The sequence below is a fragment of the Halomonas campaniensis genome (genome assembly GCF_014193375.1).
In the GTDB taxonomy this organism is placed as follows: domain Bacteria; phylum Pseudomonadota; class Gammaproteobacteria; order Pseudomonadales; family Halomonadaceae; genus Halomonas; species Halomonas campaniensis.
Map to the genome: position 1 here is coordinate 1 of NZ_JACHZF010000059.1, position 1,264 is coordinate 1,264.

Genomic DNA, 1,264 nt, shown 5'->3' on the forward strand with positions numbered 1-1,264 from the left:
TGCTCTTTAACAATGTGAATCATGCTGACAAACGTTCTTTCCGCAAGGAAAGGACACGAGATACGTCTCAAGCGTATCCGGCAATTGTCGAATCGTCATCGCGGACCAGACCCCTTGGGGTTATATGGTCAAGCGATGAAGCGCACACGGTGGATGCCTAGGCAGCCAGAGGCGATGAAAGACGTGGAAGCCTGCGATAAGGCTCGGCGAGGTGGCAAACGACCTGTGACCCGGGCATTTCTGAATGGGGAAACCCACCCTGCACAAGCAGGGTATCCCACACTGAATCCATAGGTGTTGGGAGGCGAACCAGGGGAACTGAAACATCTAAGTACCCTGAGGAAAAGAAATCAACCGAGATTCCCCCAGTAGCGGCGAGCGAACGGGGACCAGCCCTTAAGCATGAGACTGATTAGGCGAACACGCTGGGAAGCGTGGCCATAGCGGGTGATAGCCCCGTAGTCGAAAATCTGATCATGTGAAATCGAGTAGGTCGGGGCACGTGAAACCTTGACTGAAGACGGGGGGACCATCCTCCAAGGCTAAATACTCCTGGCTGACCGATAGTGAACCAGTACCGTGAGGGAAAGGCGAAAAGAACCCCGGAGAGGGGAGTGAAATAGATCCTGAAACCGTGTGCGTACAAGCAGTGGGAGCAGACATGTTCTGTGACCGCGTACCTTTTGTATAATGGGTCAGCGACTTATTTTCAGTGGCGAGCTTAACCGATTAGGGGAGGCGTAGGGAAACCGAGTCTTAACTGGGCGACCAGTCGCTGGGAATAGACCCGAAACCGGGCGATCTATCCATGAGCAGGTTGAAGGTTGAGTAACATCAACTGGAGGACCGAACCAGGATCTGTTGAAAAAGATTTGGATGACTTGTGGATCGGAGTGAAAGGCTAATCAAGCCCGGAGATAGCTGGTTCTCCTCGAAAGCTATTTAGGTAGCGCCTCACGTATCACCGCCGGGGGTAGAGCACTGTTTCGGCTAGGGGGTCATCCCGACTTACCAACCCGAGGCAAACTCCGAATACCGGTGAGTGCGAGCGTGGGAGACACACGGCGGGTGCTAACGTCCGTCGTGAAAAGGGAAACAACCCAGACCGTCAGCTAAGGTCCCGAAATCCTGGTTAAGTGGGAAACGATGTGGGAAGGCTCAGACAGCTAGGAGGTTGGCTTAGAAGCAGCCATCCTTTAAAGAAAGCGTAATAGCTCACTAGTCGAGTCGGCCTGCGCGGAAGATGTAACGGGGCTCAAACCAG

General features: G+C 53.6%; 1 rRNA gene (cut by a window edge). It reads left to right on the forward strand.

The features are described from left to right. The first annotated feature begins 126 nt into the window (after positions 1-126). Positions 127-1,264, forward strand: a 23S ribosomal RNA gene (locus tag BDK63_RS18140); it runs 1,788 nt beyond the window's last position.